Genomic DNA, 300 nt, shown 5'->3' on the forward strand with positions numbered 1-300 from the left:
GTCGGCCTGGAAGCCGCCCTGCCACTGGTGGGTGATCCGGTACGTGACCTTGCAGGCGGCCGGCGTGGGGTCCGTTCCGCCCTGCTCGGCCGTGTCGCCGTAGACGATGCCGCGGCCGTTGGTGGAGACGTACACCCGGCCGAAGACCCGGGGGTCTCCGGTGATCGCGCCGCCGGTCCAGCCCCACTGGTGGGCGTCGTCGTTGATCCGGACCCAGCTCGCCCCGGCGTCCGTGGAGCGGAAGACGCCGCGGACGCCGCCGATCCTCGCGCTGCTGTAGAGGGCGGGGTAGGCGGCTCC

General features: G+C 73.7%; 1 pseudogene. It reads right to left on the reverse strand.

Features of this window, described 5'->3' with window-relative positions:
- Positions 1-300, reverse strand: a pseudogene (locus OQ02_RS39875) (xyloglucanase); the annotation flags it as partial.

Origin of the sequence: Saccharothrix sp. NRRL B-16314 (genome assembly GCF_000716595.1) — a bacterium.
Lineage (GTDB): Bacteria > Actinomycetota > Actinomycetes > Mycobacteriales > Pseudonocardiaceae > Actinosynnema.